Source organism: Erwinia aphidicola (assembly GCF_024169515.1).
Taxonomy (GTDB): Bacteria; Pseudomonadota; Gammaproteobacteria; order Enterobacterales; family Enterobacteriaceae; genus Erwinia; species Erwinia aphidicola.
Map to the genome: position 1 here is coordinate 572,735 of NZ_JAMKCQ010000001.1, position 20,129 is coordinate 592,863.

Sequence of the window (20,129 nt, forward strand, 5' to 3'; positions counted from 1 at the left end):
CTCCTACTAAGTTACAAAGTAGGATGGCTTAAGCTTGATCATAGAAGTCTTTTCCATCAAAAACTTTTCTGGATGGCTATTTTAATCCCTGCCCTGTCCTTTTTGGCTTATGGCGCTTGGGCTTGGTGGGGACATTCTCCTGACCTATCAGAAAATGGATTTGAAGTATTTTATAACATTTCTAAAGTACCCTTACTTTTTTTAGCTACTTCAGTACCACTTGCATCTATTGTCAATAACATCCACAGAACCATTCAAACAGAAAAACAAATTAATGAATCTGAGAAGAAAAACTTATCTGACTCTTATTATACTCACTTAAAACACACGTTAGATATGTTAGAATCGATTGAATACAGAGAGCTAGCGCTAGAAGAAAAAACTTCTGGACGAAAGTTCAAATTACAAATCAATAACCCCGTAAGTTTATATAAGAAAATTTTTAACAGATCATCATATTTAAACGGAGCGGTTTATATTCCTGACGAGCTTTTAACGCGAACGATAGAACAGGCATGGGCTGATATCAATAAAGGTTTAAAGAATTCAAATAGAATACTTGGTAAATCCACACAAACAACCAAAACTGACATATTTAGACAATTTATAAATATTTATAGAATTGAAAGATCATTCGAAGTGATATCACAAACCTTGAATATTAACAATAATAAAAACTTCTCCAGACCTTATTTCAAGATTGCAGAATTAAGTTACGAAGGTATTTTTTTCGATGATAATAGCCTTATGAAAGGAATTGAAGAGCTTGATGCAGTTTGCCAAAAAATATTTGACATAATTAACGCTAACGATCCCAGCAAGTACGTAGATAATTATCACTTCCTAAAACAAAATATTTTTGTAGACCACTGTGGATTCCCTTCGCGAGAAAATGCCCCTAACTTTTGTACGAAACAAGTAAATTTACACATAGAAAAATGGCGACAAAATGGCGACACATAAGCCAAAAGAGTAGCAATGCAAACTAATAGAAACCAAGAAAAGCCAACTAACCAACTGAAAAATATCGCAATACATTGTTTATGGTATTATAGATAGACTATGTAGTAATTCTGGACGCGGGTTCAACTCCCGCCAGCTCCACCAAATCTTTTCGCGGCGGTTCCAGAGCCGATCGCAGAAGTCCTGAAAGCCCACAAGGTTAACGCCGAGTGGGCTTTTTTGTGTTTGAATGTTATAAACTAATCAGCTAGATTGCTTTGAAAAGACATCGATCCAATTTCATAATTTTAAAAAAACAAATAAATAAGTTCATTACTTCAATTATAGCCTAGATTTCATCCCTATTTGATAGCAGGGCAGGCTCAGCCCACTATAACATCAAACAAACTTACTGGATAATTATGCTGTGATCGGTCAATCTTTCTAACCCAACTTTCAGACAAAGCATTGGCGATAATCTCCTCACTTATATTGCTAAATTTATTTGCACCTTCCTCAGCAAGAGATTTATTTTCATTATTATTTATGTTAAAAACACATGCTGAAAAAACCCTTTGCAAAATAATCATCGCAGTATGCCCTCTACTGATCCTTGAACACACAATTGGAGGAGACGTAGAAGTAATCGAAAAATACTCATGATAAAAATCATAAAAACTATTATTATCTTCACAATCTTGCCAAGTGAGATCTGTTCTTTTCTTAAGAAAAATTTTATCGTCTTGTATTATAAAATCTCTCCATGTAACTAGCGATAGTGGGAATGTTAATCTTTGCATTTCTCTTGATGCTAACGTAAGAGCTGCAATTAGCTGAAAAGATGAATCTATGATTCTTTCAAACAAATTAAATGATAAATTTTTATTTTCCCCTGAAAAAAGATACCTATATGCATCTATTAGAATATTCTTATGAAAAAAGTAATTTTCCATTGAATGTCCATATGTCCAATGTAACTTATTGCTCGAGTAATGCCCTTCTAAGTCATCTTTAATAACATCTGCTACGGAAAAACTTCTAAACTCTCTGTCGCACAGAAAGTAAACGTTATCTATACCCAGTTCTACCGATCCTTGATGGATAGCCTCAACTTTTTTTCTGTTATTCTTGTTGATTCCCTTATCACTTGACTTTATGTATTGGGCTGCATCAATATGGATTTTGTTATGTGGAGCAACTACTGAAAGCAAATTATTGAGATGTTGACGATCGTATCTACCCTCAACAAGTACTCTTTTTTTCGTGCTTATTGAAATTGCTGTTAAGTATGTGTCTACAGTATAAGCGAGTTCACTCATATGCTTTCATCCTCATCAAAATCAATCTCACCTTCTTCGCTTACAGATGAAACAAAAAGTGGAACTATTGCTTTCATACAATGTTCATAGCCTGTCGCAATTGATGGGGAATGTGTACAAACAATAATTTGTCGCCCTCCCAATTGTGATAGCATATTTTTTAAAAGATCCTCTTGCCAATCTATATGTAGAGAAAGTTCAGGCTCGTCAATTAGAACAATTGCATCAGAGCTCATTTTTGATGTCGCATATAGCATAGTCAATAATTGTCTCTCTCCAGATGACATTACACGTATACTACTCCATGTTCCATCCGGAAATTTCAGCCCTACTTTAGGATTTCTTCTTTCCATATCAAAATCATATTTTAATGTTTTATCTTCTAGAAATGAATTTACCGATGTAAAATACTTATTAATTTGAGCAAACGAATTTATTTGAAATTCTTGGCGAGCTTTAAGGGCATCCCTATAAACAACTAAGGCTCCGGCAACAGAATTACCCACGTCACCCTTAGCTCCAGAACTAACTAAAGTTCTGATTTCATCATTTATCTTAGAATATTCTTCATAATAATCAATTTGCAACGCTTTATCTTGTGGCTTTGCTAATTTTTGAATTTCAGTTAAAACCTCATTTGGTTTTATCTCATCAATAGAGTTTTGCTCAATCAAAGCAGAAAAAACTTTCACAAAGGACTCCGAAAAGACCTTACCTTCATATCGTCCAATGTTTACTTGTGCGTTTCTTATTTCATCCTTAATTCGTTCCTCAATATCTATTGGGGATGGATAGTTAATGCTTGGTAAAAATTTTCCAAATAAATTTCTTGCAAAACTGTTTACTTTCTTCTGAACAATTCCGCTTCTGTAATGCCTACGTTCAAAATCATTATCAGGATATGTATTCCATGCTTCTAGCATCGTTCTAAAGGCAGGGAAGTAAGAACATGAAGTTTTCTTCAATTCATTCCTCTTGACAAAATCATCGATTATTGATAATAACTTAGGCTTAAGTTCTCTTACATAGCGGTCAGTTTCGACTTCCCTCAAAGATTCAACAGCCTCAGATACCGAAAATTCTATCTCATCCCCTGTTTCATGTAAAACTTTTATAATCTGATTACCGTTTAATGCGAACTTTCTAATGCAAACCCTTACACCATTATTATAAGTTGCAATAATCTCCTCAAAATTTAAAAATGCGAACCTAACATAATCGCAATTGACAATATTTGCTATTATATGAATAAATGTCGTCTTCCCTGCACCATTCTTTCCGTGGATAACATTTAACCCTTCATCAAGATTTATAGATAAATTGTATCTATTATGAATTTTGAATAACTCAACCTTTTTGATACTTATACTCATTTTCTTACCTTCATTATTTTATTGCTAATAAAGCAAAGTTATAAGACTTCACTTTGGGAAAATAATTATTTTAATGCCTAATTTTAAATACACAACAGCGCTTTGAATTAAACTGACAAGAATTATAGAAAATCCTGACTTACCATGAATAACTAGTTTTTTTAACTACCCTATTTTCAATAACGAGTTACTAGGCATCATGAGACTTTGAAGCAGAGACCACTGCGGAGCAAAGCAATCTTTTAGAATACTTAGTAACGTCTCTTTCAGCTTTTTCAATGACGGCGATATGCCGCTTAGACCGCTGATAGATTTGAATTCAAGGGCAACAGGATATTATAGTTCATAAACCGTCGTGCAATTGTTAATTATTCAAAAATCGTCGCTAGCCGAGCCATCACATCTTCAACTATTTCTGCTAGAGCATCCTCCAGTTTCCTGCCGTGTCGTGAAGCCATATCCAGAGCGCGTGGTCGATCGCAGCGGACTACACCGACGGTGCGCATACCCGCGTCATCCAGCGGCACTGCAAATCCTGCTATACGGGCAAAGTTGCCGCCATTAGTAACAGGCAGCACGACTGGTGTTCCGGTCATTCGGTTAAAAGCACCAGGCGAAACTATCATAACTGGCCGCGTTCCCTGCTGCTGATGTCCCAAAGTAGAGGCAAGTGAGACGAGCCAAATCTCCCCTCTTTCCATCAAATTAACTCTCCACCCACAGGTTTATTATTCAGCAATTCACTATCATCAGATGAAATTTCAGCATGACTGCCACATTGAGCAAGAAGTTGCTCAAGCGTGTAGCGCGGGCGAGATTGTGCCTCCACAATCAGTCGACCAGCATCTACAGCCATACCTACTTTCGCTCCAACATTTAGCTGCAAAACATCCAGTAGCGCAGGTTGTATTGTCAGCATGATAGAGCCTTCAACTTTATGCAACTTTGAAATCAACATAATTCATTTCCCTTTAACAACATGATAAATAACGTCATAATCAGCAGAATTTAAGCCTAGATCCCACTGTGTTCAACTTAAACCTTTCGATACAAGGCTGAAAACTACAACGTACTTTCACAAGCTACTGGGTACACGTTGTACTCAACATTTCATATTACACATATGGTTAACTGATCACTTTAGGGGACATCAATCGTGCCGAAATCGCTCTAAATGTACTCTCATCATTTTTAATCGGTTGTAAAATATATGACTTTCACATCATAAGGGATAAATGATGCAAATTTGTCGAATGGATTACAACAATCTGACTCATCATGGATACGTTGCGAAATTTCACTGCTACGGAATTGGAACGTTTGACGTTTTTTCTGGAAAACCTGGTTACATTAACAAACCTGAATGCTCATACATAATAAATTCCAGTCTTCCTCCGGGGCAATATTGGATTGTTGATAGACCTGCGGGTGGAATATCAAATCGTTTAAGAGGTACAGCTCTTGATTGGTGGAACGGCACCGACCATTCATCTTGGCTTGGAATCTATAGTTCTCAGACAATGTCAGATCATCTCTTCGTCAATGGTGTTGAACGTGGTGGGTTCAGGATTCATCCTTTAAGGCCTAATGGCGAAGGCGAATCATGGGGTTGCATTACCTTTTTTAGCCTTTTCGATTTTAACTTATTCCGAAGCGCTGTTCTTAATCAAAAAAAATTCAAAGTTCCGGGGAAATCTGCTTTAATGGCTTATGGCCGTATTGATGTCACAGGGAGTACTAATTTTGGCTCATGCATCCTTCCGCAGTAGAATTTTATTCTTATCATTAATGTTATTTAGCTTTACTGCATCTTTCTTCATATCCCGATTCATTGGGGTTAGTAACTTAGGCTTTCAAATATATCAGTACATTAGCCCTAAGTTGTCACCTGAAATGGAAGTTTTTTTTAATAGTGGTGAAGAAAGCAACCTCGAGGTCATTATAGACTTGGTAATAATCACATTGATTTCATTAATTTTATACGTAGTGTTAAAAAAAATTATACAGAAAACATATAAAAAAACCAAGAGATTGTAATCACCCCTTGGTTTTCATCTATCTCTCATTCCAAGAGTCTGAAAAAATAATATTTCCATCCACATAACGCCAAGTTATTATTTCATACATCAATGAAATAGACTCAAGGTGATTTAAATGCATATGAGCAGGATCTTTGGAGTTAATCATTGCTGGTGATATTGATACCAACTTGATATTTTCCATGTTCATTACAAAGTATCCAACCTCCTGCCCTGCATCATTAATTTTATACCACCATAACTCACCAGATTTAAGTGTTTGACCTTTAGATACAGCTTTATAGAGGTAAGGAGATGAACTATCGAACTCTTTTTCAAGAGACATCACTCCATGAGTTCGTGTTCCCGTAATTTTCCCATTTCTCCCATCTACAGGTATGCTTACATTATGATTGAAACCTAGGACTTCTATACTTCCCTCACGACCATTAACATCTACAGATCCCTTAATATCGGCACCACCATCATCTTTTAACCACAAATAGGCTGGAATGGCCATTACAAATCCCTTCTCGCTAAGACAAGAAGTCATCATAACAACAAAATCAGATATTAATCATCATAACCTCTAAATAAAAATGACTTACCGCACTTATTCCTAAATATAATTAACACATATTCAATAACAGGGAAGGAGCAATCTCATAATTATTGGATTACTCTTACATACTATATGTGAAGACTTTTCAACAGGCACCGCCAATGCAATGCCTGTATCTACTTCCAGTCGTCAGATCTCAGTTAACAGGTGATCTTCGCTCTCCATCCGCAAGCTCAGCATCTCAATGCGTTCCACCAGCACCCACAGCAAGATATCGCGGGCTATAGGGTGAGTGAGTTCGGTGATCGCAAAGGCCAGAGCGCGGCACTGGTCGCATAACTCAGTGGTTTCTAGCGGGGTGTAATCATAAATTCCATCATTCATCATGGTTATCTCGAAGCAATCATTTAGATATATGCGCAATTTATGGCGCATATTGCCGAGATACAGTGTCAGGACGCCAATCCTGTCGCCGGATTTTGCCGACGCATGGCTACCTTAATCCCCACAGAAGCACTTATTCAAGCACACACGATTTGTTGCAGCCGATTCTGGAAGGCGGCGCATAAAACGTAAAAACTACGCGTGCCTAAACAAACAAGTCGCGACTCGCTAACCGCATTTATAAGCGTCGCGTGACGAGGAGCGGGGAATGAAAGGCGGTAAAGAACGTGTATATATCCAGGTTAACCCGCCTTCATACACCGGATCGTTCGGAAAAGGCGATCGGCCCCTACGATATGAAAGCTCGCAAATCTTCCTGGCATCGTCGCTGTTTAAAACCCACAGCGGGCACGCTGTTAGCAGGGATGAGGCCTGCCGGAGGTAAGCCGGACGTCACGCGGCAGGGATGCCGCGTGCCGAGGCCCGCAGGGAGCGTCTTTTGCCGTTCCGGCGTGCTCTGGCTGGCCTCAGACCGGGTTGCTGATCGTATCGCGATGGAAGTCATTTGGGCGAGGGGTCAAAGGAGGTTCCCTGTGGCATATCAAAGCCCCGGAATTCTGCCGGAGCCTCTGCGGGTCGATCGGAAAAGATGATCGACCCCTACGGAATATGAAGGATCGGAGACCGACCGAAAAAGAGGATAGTCCCCAAAGGTATGAAAGCTCTCGAATCTTCCTGCCATCGCCGCAGCTTAAAACCCACAGCGGGCACGCGGTTAGCAGGGATGAGGCCTGCCGGAGGTAAGCCGGACGTCACGCGGCAGGGATGCCGTGTGCCGAGGCCCGCAGGGAGCGGCTTTTGCCGTCCCGGCGTGCTCTGGCTGGCCTCAGGCCGGGTTGCTGATCGTATCGCGATGGAAGTCATTTGGGCGAGGGTTTACAGGATATTCCCTGCGGCATATGAAAAGCCCCTGATTTTTGCCGGAGCCTCTGCGGGTCGACCGAAAAAGATGGTCGACCCCTACGGTATATGAAGGATCGGAGACCGACCGAAAAAGAGGAGCGTCCCCATCGGAATATGAAGGATTAGAGACCGACCGGAAAAGACGGTCGCCACCACAGTATATGAAGCCCACCTATCTTCCTGCCATCGTCGCGGCTTAAAACCCACAGCGGGCACGCTGTTAACAGGGATGAGGCCAGCCGGAGGTAAGCCGGACGTCACGCGGCAGGGATGCCGCGTGCCGAGGCCCGCAGGGAGCGTCTTTTGCCGTTCCGGCGTGCTCTGACTGGCCACAGACCGGGTTGCTGATCGTATCGCGATGGAAGTCATGTTGTGCGGGTTTACAGGATGTACCCTGCGGCATATGAAAAGCCCCTGATTTTTGCCGGAGCCTCTGCGGGTCGACCGAAAAAGATGGTCGACCCCTACGGTATATGAAGGATCGGAGACCGACCGAAAAAGAGGAGCGTCCCCAACGGAATATGAAGGATTAGAGACCGACCGGAAAAGACAGTCGCCACCACAGTATATAAAGCCCACCGATCTTCCTGCCATCGCCGCGGCTTAACACTCGCAGCGGGCACGCGTTAACAGGGATGAGGTAAGCCGGACGTCACGCGGCAGGGATGCCGCGTGCCGAGGCCCGCAGGGAGCGTCTTTTGCCGTTCCGGCGTGCTCTGACTGGCCACAGACCGGGTTGCTGATCGTATCGCGATGGAAGTCATGTTGGTGCGGGTTTACAGGATGTACCCTGCGGCATATGAAAAGCCCCTGATTTTTGCCGGAGCCTCTGCGGGTCGACCGAAAAAGATGGTCGACCCCTACGGTATATGAAGGATTGGAGACCGACCGATAAAGAGGATCGTCCCCAACGGTTTATGGAGGATCGGAGGTCGACCGGAAAAGATGGTCGCCCCCTGCAGTATATGAAAGCTCGCGTATCTTCCTGGCATCGTCGTGGCTTAAAACCCACAGCGGGCACGCGGTTAGCAGGGATGAGGCCTGCCGGAGGTAAAGCCGGACGTCACGCGGCAGGGATGCCGCGTGCCGAGGCCCGCAGGGAGCGTCTTTTGCCGTTCCGGCGTGCTCTGGCTGGCCTCAGGCCGGGTTGCTGATCGTATCGCGATAGAAATCATGTTGGTGCGGGTTCAAAGGAGGTTCCCTGTGGCATATCAAAGCCCCGGAATTCTGCCGGAGCCTCAGCGGGTCGACCGAAAAAGATGGTCGACCCCTACAGTATATGAAGGATTGGAGGTCGACCGATAAAGAGGATCGCCCCCAACGGTTTATGAAGGATCGGAGGTCGACCGGAAAAGATGGTCGCCCCCTACGGTATGAAAGCTCTCGAATCTTCCTGGCATCGTCGCTGCTTAAAAACCACAGCGGGCACGCGGTTAGCAGGGATGCCGCGTGCCGAGGCCCGCAGGGAGCGGCTTTTGCCGTTCCGGCGTGCTCTGGCTGGCCTCAGGCCGGGTTGCTGATCGTATCGCGATGGAAGTCATTTGGGCGCGGGGTCAAAGGAGGTTACCTGTGGCATATCAAAGCCCCGGAATTCTGCCGGAGCCTCAGCGGGTCGACCGAAAAAGATGGTCGACCCCTACAGTATATGAAGGCTTGGAGACTGACAGGCAACAGCGGTGCCCTAACTCGCTATCCGGAACACCTCTACCATGCTCGCCAGATGACCGGCGTCCTGCTCCAGCGTGCTGGCATCGTTCGACGACTGGCGTACCAGGTCAGCGTTCTGCTGGGTGGTAGTGTCCAGCTCATGGATCGCCTGGCCAATCTGCTCAATGCCCTTACTCTGCTGGTCAGAAGCCTCGGCAATATCACTCATCAGCTGATTCACCTCGCTAACCTGCTGCAAAATCTCACCCATGCTGGCACCGGCATGATTGACACGCTCGGTGCCGGTTTTCACCCGGCTGCGCGACTCGTCGATCAGACTGGCGATCTCTTTTGCCGCCCCGGAACAGCGCTGGGCCAAATTACGCACCTCCCCCGCCACGACCGCAAAGCCGCGGCCCTGTTCCCCGGCGCGCGCCGCTTCAACTGCCGCGTTCAGCGCCAAAATATTGGTCTGAGCGGCAATGCCGTTGATCACGCTGGTGATGTCGTTTATGCGCTCCGAACTCTCAGCAATCTGATTCATCGTGGTCACCACTTCCGCAATCACCTCCCCGCCCTTAGCGGCGTTGGTCAATACGCTGTGCGAAAGCTGGCTGGCTTTTTTAACGCTCTCCGTGGTGTTTTTTACCGTCGCGGTAATCTCTTCCATACTGGCTGCGGTCTCAACCACCGCGCAGGACTGCTGATGCGTGCGGCGATCGAGGTGCTGATTGCGCAGAGCGATTTCACCCGACGCCTCCTGCACCTTGCTGACGATAGTGCGGATACCGCCCACCATGCTGCTGAGCTGCCCGTTCATTGAGCGCATTGCGCGGCTCAGCTGCGCCACTTCATCAATATTGCTACGGGCGTTAAGCCGCGAGGTTAAATCCCCGCGCTCAATGTGCTCCGCCAGCGACACCGCCTGATGCAGCGGGGAAATCAGCTTGCTGCGCACGATGAATAGCATCCACGCCATCAGCAGCAGCGTGAAGACCAGCAGCGCAGCGCCAATCGCCATGCCGGAGCGGAAGTTGCTGCTCGCCGTCTCGTTCAGCCGCTGCGAATAACGTTCATGCAGCAACAGCTCGGCATCGAGGTTTTTCTCAAACGCCCGCGTCAGCTCGCCCACTCTGAGCAGCGCACCGTTATAGGCAGCGTCGTCATTGCGCTCTGCCGCCGCCAGCATTGGCTGCAATCCCTGCTGGCGCAGAGCCAGATAGCTGGCGCGATAACGCTCTCGCAGGGCACCTTCATCTGCCAGCAGCTGCGTCGCGCTGAAATTGTCAAAAGCCGCGTCGGCCTTCGCCAGCACCGCTTTCGCCAGCGCCAGGTACTCAGCCGCACGCTGCCCCTCCCCCTGATTACGCTCAAAAATATAATGGCTCAGATGCACCTGGAAAGTGCGGCTGTGGTTGATCGGGTCGATCACCGACAGAATGACGCCGATCTCCTGGTTAATATCGTTAAGCGAGGTATTCGAGCGGTTAAGATTATTCAGGCCGGAGAGGGTGCTCATCAGCGCTGTCAGCAGCAAGATGCCAAGGCCAATCAGCATATATTTTCTTAAAGACATTATTCCATTTCTCAATATTTGCAGGTGGGTGATCCATACAGCGCAAGCTGCAGTCAGGTCCTCAGAGGCAGTGAAAAAATAGTGGGATTTACTCTTAGCGGTAAGCTACCCAGGCACACCGCCTGTGCCGTGCGCCTGTTTCCATCAGCAGAAGATTATTCCGCGAGGGCATCAACCATCGAGCCGACCACGTGCATCTCTTCGCGGCTCAGCAGCATTTCGATATTCACCAGGATCACCATGCGCTTATCCAGCACGCCCAGCCCCTCAAGATAGCGGCTGGTCATCACCGAAGAGACGTCCGGGGTGGGTTTGATCTGGCTGTCGTTCAGCGACAGCACATCCGCCACGCCATCGACCACAATGCCCATCACCCGCTCTTTCAGGTTCAGCACGATCACCACCGCGCTGTCATCTTCCGCCACCACCGGCAGCTCGAAGCGCGTGCGTAAATCAACGATCGGGACAATGACGCCGCGCAGGTTGGTGACGCCGGTAATAAAGTCCGGCACGTTGGGGATGCGCGTTACGCGGTCGCAGCCGCGGATCTCCTGTACCTTTAAAATATCGATGCCGTACTCTTCATTTCCCAGGCGGAAGACCAGATACTTTTGTACTGCAGCATCGGCCGCAGCAGAATGACTGCCGGTTGATAGCATTATTGATTTACCCCTTTCTGCGCAGCGGGCAGGTCACGCAGCCCCGCCAGCTCAATAACATCGAGAATCAACGCTACGCTGCCATCGCCGAGGATGGTGGCGGCGGAGATGCCCGGAACTTTGCGATAGTTGTGCTCAAGATTTTTCACTACCACCTGATGCTGACCAATCAGCTGGTCAACCCACAGGGCGTAACGGCAGCCGCCGCTCTGCACGATCACGATAATGCCGTCATCGCCGCTGGCTTCGCCCGGTACGGCAAAGGCCTGGCGCAGCTCGATTAACGGCAAATATTCACCGCGCACCTGCACCAGCCGGGAATTGCCGACAAACTGATACAGCATATCGTCGCTCGGCTTGAGCGACTCCATCACCACGTTGAGCGGCAGCACGTAAATCTCGTCGCCGACTTTGACCGACATACCGTCGAGGATCGCCAGGGTGAGCGGCAGCAGAATGCGGATGGTCGTGCCCTTGTCGCGTACCGAGTGCACCTCAACGTGGCCGCCCATTGCCAGGATATTGCGCCGTACCACGTCCATGCCGACGCCGCGCCCGGAAACGTCGGTAACGTTCTCGGCAGTGGAGAATCCGGCGGCGAAAATCAGCATCCATACCTCTTCATCCGGCGCGGAGTCGCTAATCTGCGTGCCGCGCGCGCGCGCTTTCGCCAGCAGCTTGTCGCGCGGCAGGCCCGCCCCGTCGTCGATCACCTCAATCACGATATTGCCGCCGTGATGTTCTGCCGAGAGCGTCAGATTACCGGTCGCGCTTTTACCTTTACGCAGGCGCTCCTCTTTCTCTTCGATGCCGTGATCGAGGCTGTTGCGTACCAGGTGCGTCAGCGGATCGATAATGCGTTCGATCAGGCTCTTATCCAGTTCGGCCGAACCGCCTTTAAGCGTCAGCGCCACGTCTTTCTTCAGACGGCTACCGAGGTCATGCACCAGGCGCGGGAAGCGGCTAAAGACGTAATCCATCGGCATCATGCGGATCGACATCACCGACTGCTGCAGCTCGCGCGCGTTACGTTCCAGCTGCGCCACGCTGCTGAGCAGCATGCCGTATTTGGCCGGGTCGAGCTGCGCCGTCAGCTGCGAAAAGATCGCCTGGGTGATAATCAGCTCGCCAACCTGATTAATAATCTGGTCTACCTTCTCCACCGCCACGCGGATGCTGCCGGATTCGGAACTGGCCGGGCGTTTAGGGGCGGCAGACTTTGCTGCGGGTTCGCCAGACGGCGGTGAGGCGGGGACGGCTGGCGCAGGGGGAGCCGGCGGCGCAGCGGCGGCGGCGGCGATCGGCTGGATCGCAATCTGCGATTCGTCGAGCACAAAGCACAGCACCGCGCTGATATCATCAGCCGCAACGCTGGTCTCCAGCTCCACCGTCATCCCGGCTTCCGCTGGCTGATAGCTGATAATCTCACCGAGATTCGCCAGCTCATCGCGCAGCAGCGTCTGATCGTCTAAACCCAGCCGCGACAGCGTAATCATCAGGCGGTCATGGCGGGCAGGAGCGTCTGCTGCCGGGGCAGCGGCGGGAACATGCTCGATCGCGCCACCCTTCTCCAGCTGCGCGATGTGCTGGAGCGCTTCACAGATATAGCGGAAGCTCTCCTCATCCGGTTCCTGCGACGACTGGTAGGCTTCCAGCTGCGCTTGCATAATGTCCTTACTTTCCAGAAAAAGGTTAATCATCTCGCGGCTCAGCTGCATTTCGCCGCAGCGCGCTTTATCCAGCAGGTTCTCCAGAATGTGCGTGGTCTCCTGCAGCACATTAAAGCCGAACGTCCCCGCCCCGCCCTTCAGCGAGTGGGCCACGCGGAAGATGCCGTTCAGCTGTTCGATATCAGGATTAACGATATCCAGCTGCAGCAGCTGCTGCTCCATCTCGGACAGCAGCTCCTCCGCCTCGGCGAAGAACACCTGAGAAAATTCATTCACGTCCATCGTAATCACCCTGCACTGCGGTCACGGTTGTTCCCTGCGGCAGCTTCGCGTCCGGCTGCTGCAGGACGGTATTCTCTTCCAGCACCTGGCGCTCTTTCAGCTTGCTCAGGACCAGAATGCTGATGCGGCGGTTCATCGGGTTGTCCGGCGTGATGTTCGCCAGCCCCATGCGGCTGCCGGTGCCGATCACGCGCAGGAAGCGCCCGTCATCCAGCCCGGCCCTGACCAGCACGCGGCGCGCAGCATTGGCACGGCCCGCGGACAGCTCCCAGTTGCTGTAGCCGCTATTGCCCGCGGCGTAAGGCACCGAATCGGTGTGGCCGGTCAGGCTGATCTGGTTTGGCAGCTGGTTCAGCAGCGGTACCAGTGCCTGCAGAATGCCGTTCATATAGGGCGCGGGCGTCTCGCTGCCGGTGCGGAACATCGGCCGCTCCTGGCTGTCGGTGATCTGAATCATCAGGCCATCGTCGGTCAGCGTCAGCAGCAGGTTGGATTTGAAGTCGCTGAGGCGCGGGTCGGTTTCAATCATCGCCTCCAGCCGCGCTTTGGCACTTTTCAGGCTCTGCACGTTCTTAAAGCGGTCCAGATGATCGACCTTGCGCTTAAACACTTCGCCATCCTGCTTCATCGGGTCGTCGCCGCCTCCCGGAATAATGCTCTCGCTGTAGCTGGTTTTGTTACCGTTGGCCATGGTCGGCTTAAGCGGCATGCGGAAGTAGTCGGCGATCAGCTCGCGCTGCATCGGCGTCGAGGCTGAAAGCAGCCACATCACCAGGAAGAAGGCCATCATGGCGGTCATAAAATCGGCGTAGGCGATTTTCCAGGTGCCGCCATGGTGAGCATGTTTTTTATGCTTACGCTTGCGCGCGCGGATGATGGTGGTGGTGCCCTTCATTCCGTCGCTTCCGCCGTCTTACCACTGGAGCTGGCGTTGCTTTTGACCTCACGCACGTGGTTTTCCAGCTCTTCGAACGACGGGCGCTCGCTGGTGTACAGCGTCTTGCGGCCAAATTCGACGGCAATCTGCGGCGCATAGCCGTTCAGGCTGGAGAGCAGCGTCACCTTAATGCACTGCATCATTTTGAGCTGGTCGCTACTCTTCTGGCGCAGCAGCGTGGCCAACGGCAGCACGAAGCCGTAAGCGAGAAGAATACCGAGGAAGGTACCGACCATCGCGTGGGCAATCAGCATACCCAGTTCGGCCGCGGGGCGGTGGGCGGCGGCCAGCGCATTTACCACGCCCATCACCGCGGCAACAATACCGAATGCCGGAAAAGCATCGCCGACGGTATTCAGGCTGTTGGCCGGGACTTCCAGCTCCTCCTGGCGGGTTTCGATCTCTTCGTCCATAAGATCTTCGATCTCATGGGAGTTCATGCTGCCGCTGATCATCAGACGGAAGTAGTCGAGCACAAAATTGATTAGGATAGGGTCGTTAAGCAGTCGGGGGTAGGCAGCAAAGATGTCACTACTGGCGGGTTCTTCAATATCTTTTTCCAGCGACATCAGCCCATTAATGCGGCTCTTCAACAGCAGCAGAAACAGCAGCGCCATCAGGTCCATATAGACCGCTTTATTGTAGCTGCGCCCGACAAACAGGCGCCCCAGCGCCTTACCCGTTGCTTTAAGTGATTTAGCGTTATTACCGACAATGAATGCGCCAACGCCTGCACCGCCGATGATCAACAGCTCAATCGGCTGAAACAGTGAGGCCAGGTTGCCGCCAGACATCATGAACCCGCCAAATACTGTAACAATTACAACAAGATAGCCAATAATAACTAACACAACGACTCCTATCTACTCTTCAAGTCCGATGTCGGCATCTCGGCCACCATCGTGTAACAGCCATCTCGTAAACTGCCGGGTCGGTTAAGCGGATGCCGCCAGCTGCTGCTGGTTGAATGCGTTAACATAATCCTGGCTACTGGCCTGTGAGCGTTTCAGCGCACGCGAAGGAGGGCTGCACAGGCTGCAGGTAAAGGGATTTTTGATGTATTCAGTCGACACCACAAACCCGCCTTTGCACACGCTGCAAGGCTTTTGAGAAATAATGCCGCAGCTTACGAAGCGTAATAAGGTCCATGCACGGGTTAATCCCAGCACGGGTTTTTCTGCGGAACGCGGATAGCACTGTTCCAGATAAAGACGGTAAGCCTTCATCAGCGTTTCAATCGGTCGGCCATTTTCCGTCTTTTGCAGATACAGGCAGATGTTATAAAACATCGACGAATGAATATTCTGCTCCCAGGACATAAACCAGTCTTCGGAGAATGGCAGCATGCCTTTCGGGGGGGGACAGCCACGCAGTTCTTTATACAAGCGCAATAAACGGCGGCGGCTTAATGAGGTTTCTGATTCCAGTACCTGCATTCTGGCGCCCAGGGTAATGAGTTCCATGGCAATATTGACCTCATGAATCTCTTCGAGCAGGCTTTTGTTATCGCACATTTTTCTCACCCTCGTTAACAGCGTTATGGTGCAGGCAGAGATTGTTCAGTAAATCAGTCGATAAAATAATACCGGTATGAATCTGCTGGAGTGCTTCAATACGCGAATCTTTAGTCAGGTTTTCAATCACCACTTCATCGTCCACGCGCAGACGGCAAATAAGCTGATTTGTCGATGCCAGCTTCATTAACTGCGGCAGCGACAGTTCTTTCAGATTATCAATCGTCCCTTCGGATAAACCGAGGCGAAAACCCGCGGCAAATTTATCCTTACGAATAAGTTGCTGTGCCAGAAGCAGGTAGGAAAGGTTAATATCATGAATACTTTGCAGGCTTTCATCAAAATTTGGCATTTAAATTCTCTCAACTTTACGCAGGTGATTATGTGAAATAGCCAATCACACTCTTATTACTTAAGCTGACGCAGAGAGCCTTTTGGTATTGGCATCGCTGATTACCCGCCTGCATATTACCCAGCAAGTAATAACCAAATAAAATAATGTCAATGCCAAACGGCGGCTGCATCAAAAGGTGTGTGCATCCTAACCAGCTTAGTTTCAGACCACAACACACCCAAAGATTGACCCATGCGGCATATCAACCTATCTCATTGAAATTGATCATTATTAATGAAAATTAATCATTATTAATTGGAGAAAAATTAATGTTAATAAGAACCTTCTTAAAAACAAAGAGTCATGGAGAACAAAAAACAGGCATCGTACGTACTATTTCCCGGTCATAACCCCTCACAAGGATGGTTAATAAGCGTCCATCCTGGCTCTTATTCTCTTTATCGCCAGACTGTGCAACTGGCTGACTCGCGTTTCAGTAAGGCCAAACACCAGCCCAATTTCTTTCATATTTAAATCCTGTTGATAGTAGAGCTGCAAAATCCTCTGCTCTCTCTCCGGGATCATACTGATGTGCTCGCCGATTTTAGCGATAAGATTATCCTGCATCGCCTGATTAAGCGGATTTAATAACTCATGCTCTTCATCGACGCGTTCGTAAGCGTCTGAAAACTGTTCCTGTAACTCATCAAGCGAATAGACCTGGCTGATATTGGTATCCGCCAGCATCTGCTGCAGTTCCTGAACGCTAACATTCATTCTTTCAGCAATATCAGCTTCCGTTGCTTCCCCGCCCTTTTCCTGCTCTATTTGCTGAATCATGACGGTCATTTCGCGCGCATGCTTGCGTACCCGCCGGGGCACCCAGTCACGTTCGCGTAGTTCATCCATTAATGACCAGCGAATCTTTTGTGAAAGGTAAGCACTTAACGTCACGCCTTTCTTCGGATCAAAACTATCGATGGCAGATAAAAAGCCCAACGAAGCCGCCTGAATCAAATCGTCAAGCTCAACGCTGGCAGGTAAACGCTTCTGTAAACGCAGCGCTTCCTGGCGGGCGATATGCTTATATTTCGCCCACAACGCCGTTTTATCTTCAATGCCACCTGAAGTATATATTCCGTCCACGCTACCGTTCTCACCTGATAATATCAGCAAGAATTATCAGGTGAAACGCCGCTTTTAAATAGTGCGAAAAGACTTTATAAAAACGGCCAATCTTGCACTTTGCTCAGGGAAAAATAATTAATTTTATTAACGGCGATAATCAGCGGCAACTTTGATGCCATTTCTGACGATTAAAACGTTTCCCACTTATCATTATCACTATCAATCACTGCCGGTTTAAACGTGCGCCCCGCTGCCACCCGCGACGTTGCCACTGCCTCGCGCTGCGGCGCGTCGCTGAGGACAAACTGCGACACCAGATTTTCCAGCGCGTCAGACTGCATCTCCAGCTCGCCCGAGGCCATCGCCGCTTCTTCCACCATGGCCGCATTCTGCTGCGTGACCAGATCCATCTCATTCACCGCCTGAGAAATCTGGTTGATCCCGGCGCTCTGCTCATCGGAAGCTGAGGTGATCTCCCCCATAATCTCGGTGACCTGAGTCACGGAAGAGACAATCTCCTGCATCACCGCGCTGGCCTGCACCACCTGACGCGAACCGCTATCCATGGTCGCCACGCAGGTATTAATCAGCTGGTTAATCTCTTTAGCCGCTTCCGCGCTGCGTTTCGCCAGATTACGCACTTCTTCCGCGACTACCGCAAAACCGCGCCCCTGCTCACCGGCACGCGCGGCTTCAACCGCCGCATTCAGCGCCAGAATGTTGGTCTGGTTAGCAATGCTGTCAATGACGCCGTTAATGTCGGCTATCTGGCGTGAACTGGTGGTGATCTGCTGCATGATCTGCTCAAGATTCTGCATCGCCTCGCCGCCGTTGCGGGCGTTACCGCTGGCACTCTCAGCCAGCTGGCGCGCCGTGTGCGCATTGTCAGCATTCTGACGTACGGTGGTTTTAATCTCCTCCATGCTCGCGGCGGTCTGCTGCAGTGCAGAAGCCTGCTCTTCGGTGCGCGACGACAGGTCGCTGTTACCGGTGGAGATCTCACGCGCATTTTTATGAATGCCCAGCACGCTTTCGCGGATGCCGGAGATGGTAGCGGTCAGCGAGGTACGCATCTGTTCCAGCGCCTTCAGCATCACGCCGATCTCGTTATTGGCGCCAGCATCCACCGTTTTGCTGAGATCGCCTGCCGCGATGGTTTCCAGCGAATGGATGGTCAGATCGAGGCGGCGCGCCAGGGTACGCTTCAGCCAGATGCGCACAAACAGCAGCATCAGCAGTGCGCCAATCACCACGGTCACTCCCAGCACGATCATCTGCTGATAATCTTTTTCCGCTTCATCGAGATATTCCCGATCGCTGCTGTCCGAGTACCCCGCGTAGGTCGCCATTTTAGCCCGCAGCAGATTACGGTTCTGCACTTCATCTTCCAGCGATCCCGTGTAGGCCGCAGGGTTAGCGATGTAGTTCTTTTTCAGCATCGCCGTTTTATACAGCGCTTCAAACACCGCCTTGACCTCGTTTGCGGCGTTAGCTTCCTCAGCGGTGTTAAAAGGCGAGGACATAAACAGATCCATGCGCTCGCGGGCATTTTTCAGGATGGTATCAGCCGCCTGCACCATCGCAGGCGATGGCGGGTAGCCTAACTGCTGTTGCAGCATCAGACCGTTGATGTGGCCAAAGCTGGAACTGATGTTGTAAGCGGCATCCCGTAGCGAACGGTCATTATCAGATGACACCACAATGCGCTGCAGGTTTTTGTTATTGCCCATAGCGTTATAGACGGAGAAAACCGTGGTGAGTAACAGCACCAGGGCAAACAGACCGATGATCAGGCTGATTGCACTTTGTATTTTTAGATTCTTCAACATAGTGTCCACACGGTACCCCGCTGGCATAGCAAATACGCCAGCGGGACTACCTAAAAATTAAAAAGAGGGATGGGAAAGGGTTACGACCGGAACAGCGTCATTTTTTGCATTGACTGGAATACCAGCATGGAAGCTTCCATGGCGTACTGGGACATTTTGGCCTCGGAGGAGAGGCGCACCATCGTCCCCACATCCGCACCCAGCACGTTGGTCAGTTTGTCTATGATGGCGTCGCGGTCTGCGTCCCCCTGCAGGTTCAGTCTTTCGATCTGCTGCATATGGGTCCCCAGCTCGGACTGCACTTTGCCGATGCTGCTGATACCGGCATCCACTGCGCGGTTGGCGTCGCCCAGGGCCAGTTGCACCGCATCGCGATCGATCGGATTAGCCGTCAGTGCAGCTGCAGCTGCCTGGAGCGTTTTGAATAAACTGTCCCCGGCTCCGCCTTCGCCAAAGATATCTTTACCCAGATGTCCGGTCTGGATTTCAGTTCCTTCTGCAATGGTCTGGCGCTGCGCCGTATCACCGCCCATGTAGTTACCCAGATCGTCGTAGGGGGCCGTGTCCGTCTTAAAGCCGGAGAACAGATAACGACCGCTGCCGTCCTGGGTGTTCACCAGATCGGTCAGGCTGCTGGTGATACCGTTAATCTCTTTACCTAAGGCGGCAAGATCTTCCTCAGAGGCTGTCCCATTCATCGCCGCAAGGATCTTGCTGTTCAGCTCTTTTGATACCAGCTGGCTCATCGACTGCAGCACGGAATCCGCCTGCTGCATGTTGCCCATCACCGCAGATCGGGTGTTGCTGTACAGCTCCATTTTGGCCAGCGCATCCTGGTACATCACCGCATCGGACGCGCCTTTAGGATCGTCAGAGGCCGCCAGCAGGGTCTTTCCTGCCGATAAACGGTTATAAACGCCGTAATTTTCATTAATCCGCGCCGTCATGGCCTGAACGCTCTGATTAAACATGTACTGGGTGCCTAAACGCAT

The 20,129-nt window shown here is 49.4% G+C and carries 18 protein-coding genes; 2 read left to right on the forward strand and 16 right to left on the reverse strand.

Annotated features, from left to right (window positions below):
• Positions 1–72: 72 nt before the first annotated feature.
• Positions 73–963 carry a hypothetical protein gene (locus J2Y91_RS02530; RefSeq protein ID WP_253537091.1) on the forward strand — a complete coding sequence of 297 codons (891 nt, stop codon included), beginning with the start codon at positions 73–75 and terminating at the stop codon, positions 961–963.
• Positions 964–1,325: 362 nt separating this feature from the next.
• On the opposite strand, the gene J2Y91_RS02535 is transcribed toward J2Y91_RS02530, so the two are convergent.
• The 4 genes from J2Y91_RS02535 to J2Y91_RS02550 form a co-directional block, all read right to left on the reverse strand.
• Positions 1,326–2,261: a DUF4435 domain-containing protein gene (locus J2Y91_RS02535; protein WP_253537094.1), complete on the reverse strand. Its 936-nt coding sequence runs from the start codon at positions 2,259–2,261 to the stop codon at positions 1,326–1,328.
• Positions 2,258–3,634 carry an AAA family ATPase gene (locus tag J2Y91_RS02540; RefSeq protein WP_253537096.1) on the reverse strand — a complete coding sequence of 459 codons (1,377 nt, stop codon included), beginning with the start codon at positions 3,632–3,634 and terminating at the stop codon, positions 2,258–2,260. The genes J2Y91_RS02535 and J2Y91_RS02540 overlap by 4 nt, the downstream gene beginning before the upstream one ends.
• Positions 3,635–4,002: 368 nt before the next feature.
• On the reverse strand, positions 4,003–4,335 hold the full coding sequence (locus J2Y91_RS02545) for a type II toxin-antitoxin system PemK/MazF family toxin (RefSeq protein ID WP_253539426.1): 333 nt from the start codon (positions 4,333–4,335) through the stop codon (positions 4,003–4,005).
• Entirely contained in the window at positions 4,335–4,592 is a 258-nt protein-coding gene (locus tag J2Y91_RS02550) for an AbrB/MazE/SpoVT family DNA-binding domain-containing protein (protein ID WP_253537099.1), read from the reverse strand. The genes J2Y91_RS02545 and J2Y91_RS02550 overlap by 1 nt, the downstream gene beginning before the upstream one ends.
• Before the next feature lie 295 nt (positions 4,593–4,887).
• On the opposite strand from J2Y91_RS02550, the gene J2Y91_RS02555 reads away from it, so the two are divergent.
• Complete coding sequence (locus J2Y91_RS02555) at positions 4,888–5,403, forward strand: DUF2778 domain-containing protein (RefSeq protein WP_253537102.1); 516 nt, start codon at positions 4,888–4,890, stop codon at positions 5,401–5,403.
• 286 nt (positions 5,404–5,689) lie between these two features.
• On the opposite strand, the gene J2Y91_RS02560 is transcribed toward J2Y91_RS02555, so the two are convergent.
• From J2Y91_RS02560 to flgL, 12 genes are all read right to left on the reverse strand, one after another.
• A complete protein-coding gene (locus tag J2Y91_RS02560; protein ID WP_253537105.1) occupies positions 5,690–6,172 on the reverse strand; it encodes an Hcp family type VI secretion system effector in 483 nt (160 codons plus the stop codon).
• Positions 6,173–6,403: 231 nt separating this feature from the next.
• On the reverse strand, positions 6,404–6,601 hold the full coding sequence (locus tag J2Y91_RS02565) for a hypothetical protein (protein WP_253537107.1): 198 nt from the start codon (positions 6,599–6,601) through the stop codon (positions 6,404–6,406).
• A 2,641-nt stretch (positions 6,602–9,242) separates the two neighbouring features.
• Positions 9,243–10,784, reverse strand: a complete 1,542-nt coding sequence (locus tag J2Y91_RS02570) for a methyl-accepting chemotaxis protein (protein WP_253537109.1) — start codon at positions 10,782–10,784, stop codon at positions 9,243–9,245.
• A gap of 155 nt (positions 10,785–10,939) precedes the next feature.
• Positions 10,940–11,443 (reverse strand): chemotaxis protein CheW, encoded by a 504-nt coding sequence (locus tag J2Y91_RS02575; RefSeq protein WP_301291982.1) that lies wholly within the window; start codon positions 11,441–11,443, stop codon positions 10,940–10,942.
• A complete protein-coding gene (gene cheA, locus J2Y91_RS02580; protein ID WP_253537112.1) occupies positions 11,443–13,395 on the reverse strand; it encodes a chemotaxis protein CheA in 1,953 nt (650 codons plus the stop codon). The genes J2Y91_RS02575 and cheA overlap by 1 nt, the downstream gene beginning before the upstream one ends.
• Entirely contained in the window at positions 13,382–14,290 is a 909-nt protein-coding gene (motB, locus tag J2Y91_RS02585; RefSeq protein WP_253537115.1) for a flagellar motor protein MotB, read from the reverse strand. The genes cheA and motB overlap by 14 nt, the downstream gene beginning before the upstream one ends.
• Positions 14,287–15,183 carry a flagellar motor stator protein MotA gene (gene motA, locus J2Y91_RS02590; RefSeq protein WP_253537118.1) on the reverse strand — a complete coding sequence of 299 codons (897 nt, stop codon included), beginning with the start codon at positions 15,181–15,183 and terminating at the stop codon, positions 14,287–14,289. Before motA ends, motB begins: the two co-directional genes overlap by 4 nt.
• 84 nt (positions 15,184–15,267) lie before the next feature.
• Complete coding sequence (gene flhC, locus J2Y91_RS02595) at positions 15,268–15,846, reverse strand: flagellar transcriptional regulator FlhC (RefSeq protein ID WP_099754297.1); 579 nt, start codon at positions 15,844–15,846, stop codon at positions 15,268–15,270.
• Entirely contained in the window at positions 15,836–16,198 is a 363-nt protein-coding gene (flhD, locus tag J2Y91_RS02600; protein WP_099754298.1) for a flagellar transcriptional regulator FlhD, read from the reverse strand. Before flhD ends, flhC begins: the two co-directional genes overlap by 11 nt.
• Before the next feature lie 408 nt (positions 16,199–16,606).
• Positions 16,607–17,326 carry an RNA polymerase sigma factor FliA gene (gene fliA, locus J2Y91_RS02605; RefSeq protein WP_253537121.1) on the reverse strand — a complete coding sequence of 240 codons (720 nt, stop codon included), beginning with the start codon at positions 17,324–17,326 and terminating at the stop codon, positions 16,607–16,609.
• Positions 17,327–17,496: 170 nt separating this feature from the next.
• The gene (locus tag J2Y91_RS02610) at positions 17,497–19,137 is read right to left on the reverse strand and encodes a methyl-accepting chemotaxis protein (RefSeq protein ID WP_133622967.1); all 1,641 of its coding nucleotides are present in this window, start codon (positions 19,135–19,137) and stop codon (positions 17,497–17,499) included.
• Between the two features lie 80 nt (positions 19,138–19,217).
• Positions 19,218–20,129 (reverse strand): flagellar hook-associated protein FlgL, encoded by a 912-nt coding sequence (flgL, locus tag J2Y91_RS02615; RefSeq protein WP_133622966.1) that lies wholly within the window; start codon positions 20,127–20,129, stop codon positions 19,218–19,220.

Coding starts and splice junctions, on each gene's coding strand:
- J2Y91_RS02550 (WP_253537099.1), bottom strand. CDS start 4,592: ATGTTGATTTCAAAGTTGCATAAAGTTGAAGGCTCTATCATGCTGACA.
- flhC (WP_099754297.1), bottom strand. CDS start 15,846: ATGTGCGATAACAAAAGCCTGCTCGAAGAGATTCATGAGGTCAATATT.
- J2Y91_RS02535 (WP_253537094.1), bottom strand. CDS start 2,261: ATGAGTGAACTCGCTTATACTGTAGACACATACTTAACAGCAATTTCA.
- flhD (WP_099754298.1), bottom strand. CDS start 16,198: ATGCCAAATTTTGATGAAAGCCTGCAAAGTATTCATGATATTAACCTT.
- J2Y91_RS02610 (WP_133622967.1), bottom strand. CDS start 19,137: ATGTTGAAGAATCTAAAAATACAAAGTGCAATCAGCCTGATCATCGGT.
- J2Y91_RS02545 (WP_253539426.1), bottom strand. CDS start 4,335: ATGGAAAGAGGGGAGATTTGGCTCGTCTCACTTGCCTCTACTTTGGGA.
- J2Y91_RS02540 (WP_253537096.1), bottom strand. CDS start 3,634: ATGAGTATAAGTATCAAAAAGGTTGAGTTATTCAAAATTCATAATAGA.
- J2Y91_RS02555 (WP_253537102.1), top strand. CDS start 4,888: ATGGATTACAACAATCTGACTCATCATGGATACGTTGCGAAATTTCAC.
- motB (WP_253537115.1), bottom strand. CDS start 14,290: ATGAAGGGCACCACCACCATCATCCGCGCGCGCAAGCGTAAGCATAAA.
- flgL (WP_133622966.1), bottom strand. CDS start 20,129: ATGCGTTTAGGCACCCAGTACATGTTTAATCAGAGCGTTCAGGCCATG.
- cheA (WP_253537112.1), bottom strand. CDS start 13,395: ATGGACGTGAATGAATTTTCTCAGGTGTTCTTCGCCGAGGCGGAGGAG.
- J2Y91_RS02565 (WP_253537107.1), bottom strand. CDS start 6,601: ATGATGAATGATGGAATTTATGATTACACCCCGCTAGAAACCACTGAG.
- J2Y91_RS02530 (WP_253537091.1), top strand. CDS start 73: ATGGCTATTTTAATCCCTGCCCTGTCCTTTTTGGCTTATGGCGCTTGG.
- J2Y91_RS02570 (WP_253537109.1), bottom strand. CDS start 10,784: ATGTCTTTAAGAAAATATATGCTGATTGGCCTTGGCATCTTGCTGCTG.
- J2Y91_RS02560 (WP_253537105.1), bottom strand. CDS start 6,172: ATGGCCATTCCAGCCTATTTGTGGTTAAAAGATGATGGTGGTGCCGAT.
- J2Y91_RS02575 (WP_301291982.1), bottom strand. CDS start 11,443: ATGCTATCAACCGGCAGTCATTCTGCTGCGGCCGATGCTGCAGTACAA.